Source organism: Paenibacillus sp. OT2-17, assembly GCF_009827695.1.
Lineage (GTDB): Bacteria > Bacillota > Bacilli > Paenibacillales > Paenibacillaceae > Paenibacillus > Paenibacillus polymyxa_B.
Genome location: NZ_WUDQ01000188.1, coordinates 1 through 6,424, shown reverse-complemented (window position 1 = coordinate 6,424; position 6,424 = coordinate 1). Strand labels below are relative to the sequence as shown.

Sequence of the window (6,424 nt, the reverse complement as noted above, 5' to 3'; positions counted from 1 at the left end):
TATTTCTCCAAGGGAAGCGGCCTTTCTTGATCCACAGCAAAGACTGATGCTGGAGACATCATGGGAAGCAATGGAAGATGGAGGCTTGGATCCGGCCAAGCTAGCAGGAACCAATACCGGTGTCTTTGTAGCGGGCTTCACCCTTGACTATCAAGCAATACAATTTAAAAACGAATCGGTTGAAAGTTTAGATACACATTCGGCAACGGGTATGATGATGACAATGTTGTCCAACAGGATTTCATATATATATGATTTCAGAGGTCCAAGTTTGTCTGTAGATACAGCGTGTTCGGGCTCTTTGGTTGCAACACACCTTGCATGCGGGAGTTTATTGAATAATGAATGTAATCTCGCAATAGCAGGCGGAGTAAGTGTTATAGCTACACCTGAGTATACCATAGCGGAAAGTAAGGGTGGTTTTTTATCTCCCGATGGACGGTGCAAAACTTTCGATTCCAGTGCAAACGGTTATGCAAGAGGAGAAGGAGCCGGCGTTGTGGTTTTAAAACGCCTGTCAGATGCTATCGAAGACGGAGATAGGATTTATGCCGTAATAAGTGGATCGGGTGTAAACCAGGACGGCCACACAGACGGGATTACTGTTCCAAACGGGCAGGCTCAGGAAAACTTAATGAAGGAGGTATACAAAAAGGCAGGAATATCACCTTCAGATATAACATATATTGAAGCTCACGGCACCGGCACTCCGGTTGGAGACCCTATTGAGGCTAATGCAATAGCACGAGTGGTTTCAACAGACAGGCCAAAAGATAAAAAGTGTATTGTCGGATCTGTTAAGACAAACATTGCCCACCTTGAGGCCGCTGCAGGAGTTGCCGCACTGATAAAAGCTTCACTAATCATAAAGCATAAGCAAATACCTCCACATCTGCACTTTAAGAATCCAAACCCTAAAATTCCCTTTGACGATTTATGTATACGAATTCCTCAGACCCTGGAGCCTTTGCCGCAACCCGCATTGGTTGGCATAAATTCATTCGGTTTTGGAGGAACAAATGCCCATATCCTCTTGGAGGAAGCTACAGATCTCCAAAAAGAGGGTACTCCTGAAGTTAATGTAAATACCGGATGGCCATATATGATTCCCATATCTGCGCGCTCAGAAAAGGCGCTAAAAAACTATGCGCAAAAGTATGTTGATTTTATTAATGGAAGTGGAGAAAGTATTTCTTTATATGATATTGGAAGCATGATGAGCAAAAAGCGCACCCATCATGACTATAGACTAGCGGTTTCGGCATCTTCAAAGGAAGAACTTGCAGGAAACCTGGAAGCGTATATTAAAGGACAAGCACGCCAGGGGATGTCTGCGGGAAATGTTGAGGCAGGAAAGTACAATAAAGCTGTTTTTGTATATACAGGTATGGGGCCCATATGGTGGGCTATGGGCAGACAGCTCCTTGAAAAAGACCCTGTGTTTAGAAATATGATAGAAAAATGCGATAAACTTACACGTCAGTATGCTGGATGGTCTCTACTGGAGGAACTTCTCGCCGATGAGGAGAATTCACGTCTGGACCAGCCCCAGTTTGCTCAACCTGCCAATTTTGCTGTTCAGGTGGGTTTGACTGAAGTATGGAAATCCTTGGGTATTATACCCCATGCGGTGGTAGGACACAGTGTTGGAGAAGTGGCTTCTACATATGTTGCAGGAATTTACAGCCTTGAAGATGCCATGTTGGTAAGTATTCACAGAAGCCGTGCACAGCAAAAAGCAGTAAACAAGGGCACAATGCTGGCGGTAGGTTTACCAGAAAAAGAAGTTGTGGCCCTGCTGGATGAGAACATAAAAGGTGTTTCAATGGCAGCAATCAATAGCCCAAATTCGGTAACTTTGTCAGGTGATCCTGATGCCCTTGAGCAGATCCAAAAACAGTTGCAGGATAAGGGGGTTTTTGCGCGGCTTTTAAAGGTCAATGTAGCGTATCACAGTTACCAAATGGAACCATATGAGCAGGAGCTATTGGAGGCATTAAAAGGAATAAAGTCCCAGCCTGCCGGGATACCGATATATTCCACGGTTACAGGGAAAATGCTGACGGGTACAGAGTGTGATGGACATTACTGGTATAAAAATGTAAGAGAGCCGGTACGTTTTGAAGTAGCAATGTATGAAATGATTTCGTTGAATTATAACTTATTTATTGAGGTGGGCCCTCACCCTGTTTTAGCAGCTTCTATTTCTGATTGTCTGTCAGCTAAAAACGTTGAAGGTAAGAAGTTGTTCTCTATAAAAAGAAATGAAAACGAACAGGTTTCAATACTGGAGAACTTAGGGAATCTATATGCACTGGGATACCCTATAGATTGGAACAAGATTTACCGGTACCAAGGTGAGTTTGTAAGTCTCCCTCTTTATCCATGGCAATGGGATAAATACTGGATGGAAACGCAGGAATCAAGTGAATTTAGGCAGGGAAAAAATAAGCACAAGTTTTTAGGACGCCGTTTGAAAACTTCCAGCCCTATATGGGAGATTGAACTTAATACTACCTATATGACGTATCTTTCTGATCATAAAATACAAGGTATAGAAGTTTTCCCCGGAGCAGGGTATGTAGAGCTGGGAATGGCTTGTGCCAGAAGCTATTTTGGAGAGGGTTTTTATACAGTTGAAGATATAAAGTTTGAAAATGCTTTATTTTTAAATCAAGGAGTATCACCTGTGGTGCAGGTGGTTTTGGATCCAAAAACCGCAAAATTCGAGATTTCAAGCAGGATACCGGGACAAGATAAGACTTGGACATGCAATGCATCCGGCACAATAAGAAAACGGCAAAACATAAAGATCACTGCTAAAGATGAGTTGATTCAAATACTTGGCAATTGTACCAAAGAATACGGAAAAGAAGTATGTTATAAAACCTTCTATCAAATGGGTTTCCATTATGGTCCTTATTTCCAAGGTATAGACAAGATATGGAAAGGTGATAACGAAGCTCTTGGCAGGATCGAGATCCCTAAAATACTGGAGATTGATAGCTCTATCTACGGTCTTCACCCGGCGGTATTGGACGCCTGTTTCCAGGTTACCATTGCGGCAGTTGCACCACTTAATGAAGATGAAAATAACGAAGGCCAATCATTCCTACCTGTAGGAATAGACAGGGTGCAGCTTTATGGAAGGCCGGAGCCTGTCATGCTTTGTCATACGCAGATGGTAGATAGGAAAGATAATAATTTGAACGCCAACATCCGTCTATATAGTGAGGACGGAAATCTAATCGCCGAAATACTGGGCATAAGAACTAAGGAACTTGGAGATAGTGGAGGGTCTGATGCTGGAAGAGTTAAGGATTATCTTTATGAGATAAACTGGGAGCTTCTAAAAAGTGAAGAAGTTGATACCCGCACAGCTGCTGCTAACTCTGGAGCATGGCTTATTTTTGTGGATCATAAAGCAGCAGGAAAAGAACTGGCAAATCTCCTTGAAAAAAGGGGAGAAGAATGCTTTATGGTATATCCTGGTGAGAATTTTGGTTGGGAGTATGAAGAGCGTGAGATATATATAAACCCTCGAAGCATTGAGGATCTTAGAGCGTTGTTTGATGAATTCTCAAAAATTAAAACGAAGCTAACAGGTATTGTATATATGTGGAGCCTCAATATCCTTGAGATCCAGGAAGTTAGCAATACAGCTATAGAAAAAGCTTGTTTTGAAAACCTGTTTGTATTAAAACACCTGGTACAAGCAACCACAAATCTGGGATTAAATTTTAAGCTGTGGGTTATTACAAGAGGAGCCCAAATGATCAACAGGGCTACTCCAAATTCTGCATTCTTACAGTCGTTGGTATGGGGCCTTGGCACCGTCATAGGTTACCATGAGTTGCCTTCAAATTGGGGAGGCCTTGTAGACCTTGACATAGAGGCCAATGTGGGTGAAATGGAAATGCTGTTAAAAGAAGTCTTAGGTAATGGAGAGAACCAAATTGCTTTCCGTAATGGGAATAGACTTGCAGCAAGAATCGATAAACTGCGGATTGATATGCAGCATCAAGTACCCGTACATCTTCGCCCCGATGGAAGTTATGTTATTACAGGTGCTTTTGGTGGCATAGGTATGATTACAGCCCAGTGGATGGTTGCCAAGGGAGCAAGACATCTGGTACTGCTTGGACGCGGAGAATTTCCAAAACGTTCTGAATGGAACAATGTAGAGCCAGGCAGCAGCCTTGCAGAGAGGATTGAGTTTGTTCGTAAGCTGGAGTCCCAGGGGGCAACAGTATATATTGGATCAGTGGATGTAACTGATGAGGAAAAGCTTGCTGGATTTTTTAAAGATTTTGATAAGGAAGAAAGGCCTCCTATTCGAGGTGTTGTACATTCTGCTGGTATTACGGATGATCAATTTCTTGAGGTTAGTAAAGATGAGACTTTTTATAGGGTCCTTTCGCCTAAGGTAAATGGTGCATGGAACCTTCACCGTATGACAGAGGGACGGCCTATTGACTTCTTTATTTTATTTTCTTCAGTTGCTTCTGTATTTGGTTCACCAGGCCAGGGAGCATATGCAACTGGGAATGCCTTTTTGGACTCACTTGCACATTACCGTTTATCGAGAGGACTTCCTGCACTGAGTATCAATTGGGGACCATGGTCAGAGGTTGGAATGGCTGCAAGGTTTATGGAACGTGATCCGGAGTATTATATACAAAAATCCATAGAATCTGTAACGGTAGAAAAGGGAATTAGGGCTATGGAGCACCTTGTTGGAGAAGCTGTTGCACAGTCTGTGGTTCTACCTATACTCTCGTGGCAAACGTTTGGGGAAAAATGGTTCTCACCCATGAGTTCTCCACATGTGCTTAAAACTCTTTTGCAAGATGAGTCAGGACAACAAGAGAATATAAATAAATCAAAGGTGGATGTTGATATCCTGGAGGATATTATTTCATCTCCAATACAGAGCAGGCAGAATATCGTTGAAATGCATATTAAAACAATAGTAGCGAAGGTTTTGCGTTATAATCCTGAGGATCTAAGTACCAAACAACCACTAACTGTTTTTGGGATGGATTCATTAATGGCCACCGAAATAAAAAACAGGATGGAGGTTGCCTTTAAAACACCTGTTTCCATAGTAGAACTTCTTAAGGGTTCCAGCATATACGATCTTTCCGAGCAAATGATATCAAAGCTATACGAATCGGGAAAGATTTCAGAACAGGATTCCCTAAATATGGGTAAGGCTGAGCTTGAAAGAATACCTAAAGTCTCTGAAAAAGAGTACTATGAAACCTCATCTGCACAAAAGATGATGTATATCATTAATAATCTTGAGGGTAACAACATTGGGTATAACATACCTGTGGGAATTTTATTTGAAGGTGGGATTGAAAGGGTTGCCCTTGGGGAAGCATTAAAAACATTGATACAAAGGCATGAAGCATTTAGGACATCCTTTGAGATGATTGATGGGGAGCTTGTGCAAAGGATACAAGATGAAGTTGATTTTACTATAGAATATTTTGAGTCTGAGGAAGACGGAGTAGAGAAAATAATCGATGAATTTGTAAGACCGTTCGATTTAAGCAAAGCACCCTTAATAAGAGTAGGTCTTATAGAAATCCATGCTAGCAGGCAAATACTTTTGCTTGATGTACATCATATAGTCTCGGATGGAACTTCAATAATCAGGACTTTTGATGAAATAGTTTCTATATTAAGTGGTGAAAGCCTTCCGGCAATGGAGGTGCAATATAAGGATTTTGCCCAGTGGCAGAATGGCTTGTTTAGCACTGAGGTTTACAAAAAGCAGGAAGAATACTGGCTTAATAGGTTCAAGGGTGAAATTCCTATCCTTGATATGCCTACAGATTATCCTAGGCCTGTCCTTCAAAGCTTTGAAGGAAATAGGTTGCTATTTGATTTAGACAGTCATTTGATGGATAAATTAAATGTACTTTCCTCCCAAACAGGAGCCACCGTGTATATGATACTTCTTGCGGCATTAAATACACTAATGTATAAATACTCAGGACAGGAAGACATAATTATTGGTACTCCTATAGCGGCAAGAACTCATTTTGATACTGAAAGAATACTGGGGATGTTTATAAATACCCTGGCATTAAGGAATTTCCCAGAGGGAAATAAGGCCTTTACTGAGTTCTTGGAAGAAGTAAAAGAAAGCTCCTTAGAAGCATATGAAAATCAGGAATACAGGTTTGATCAGTTTGTGACAAAACTTAACGTAAAGAGAGATTCAAGCAGAAATCCTTTATTTACTGTTATGTTTAATATTGTTCCTTCTGATGAGCATATTATGGAACATCGTGGTGTATTAAAGTATTCCAAATATCCGGTTGAAAGTAAAACATCAAAATTTGACCTAACATTCCAGTTGATACCAGATGGTCATAATATAATATTATGGATGGAATATGCTACACGTCTG

General features: G+C 41.2%; 1 protein-coding gene. It reads left to right on the top strand.

The features are described from left to right. Positions 1–6,424, top strand: a 6,424-nt coding sequence (locus GRP75_RS16835; protein ID WP_160789859.1) for a type I polyketide synthase, incomplete at both ends; no start/stop codon positions are given.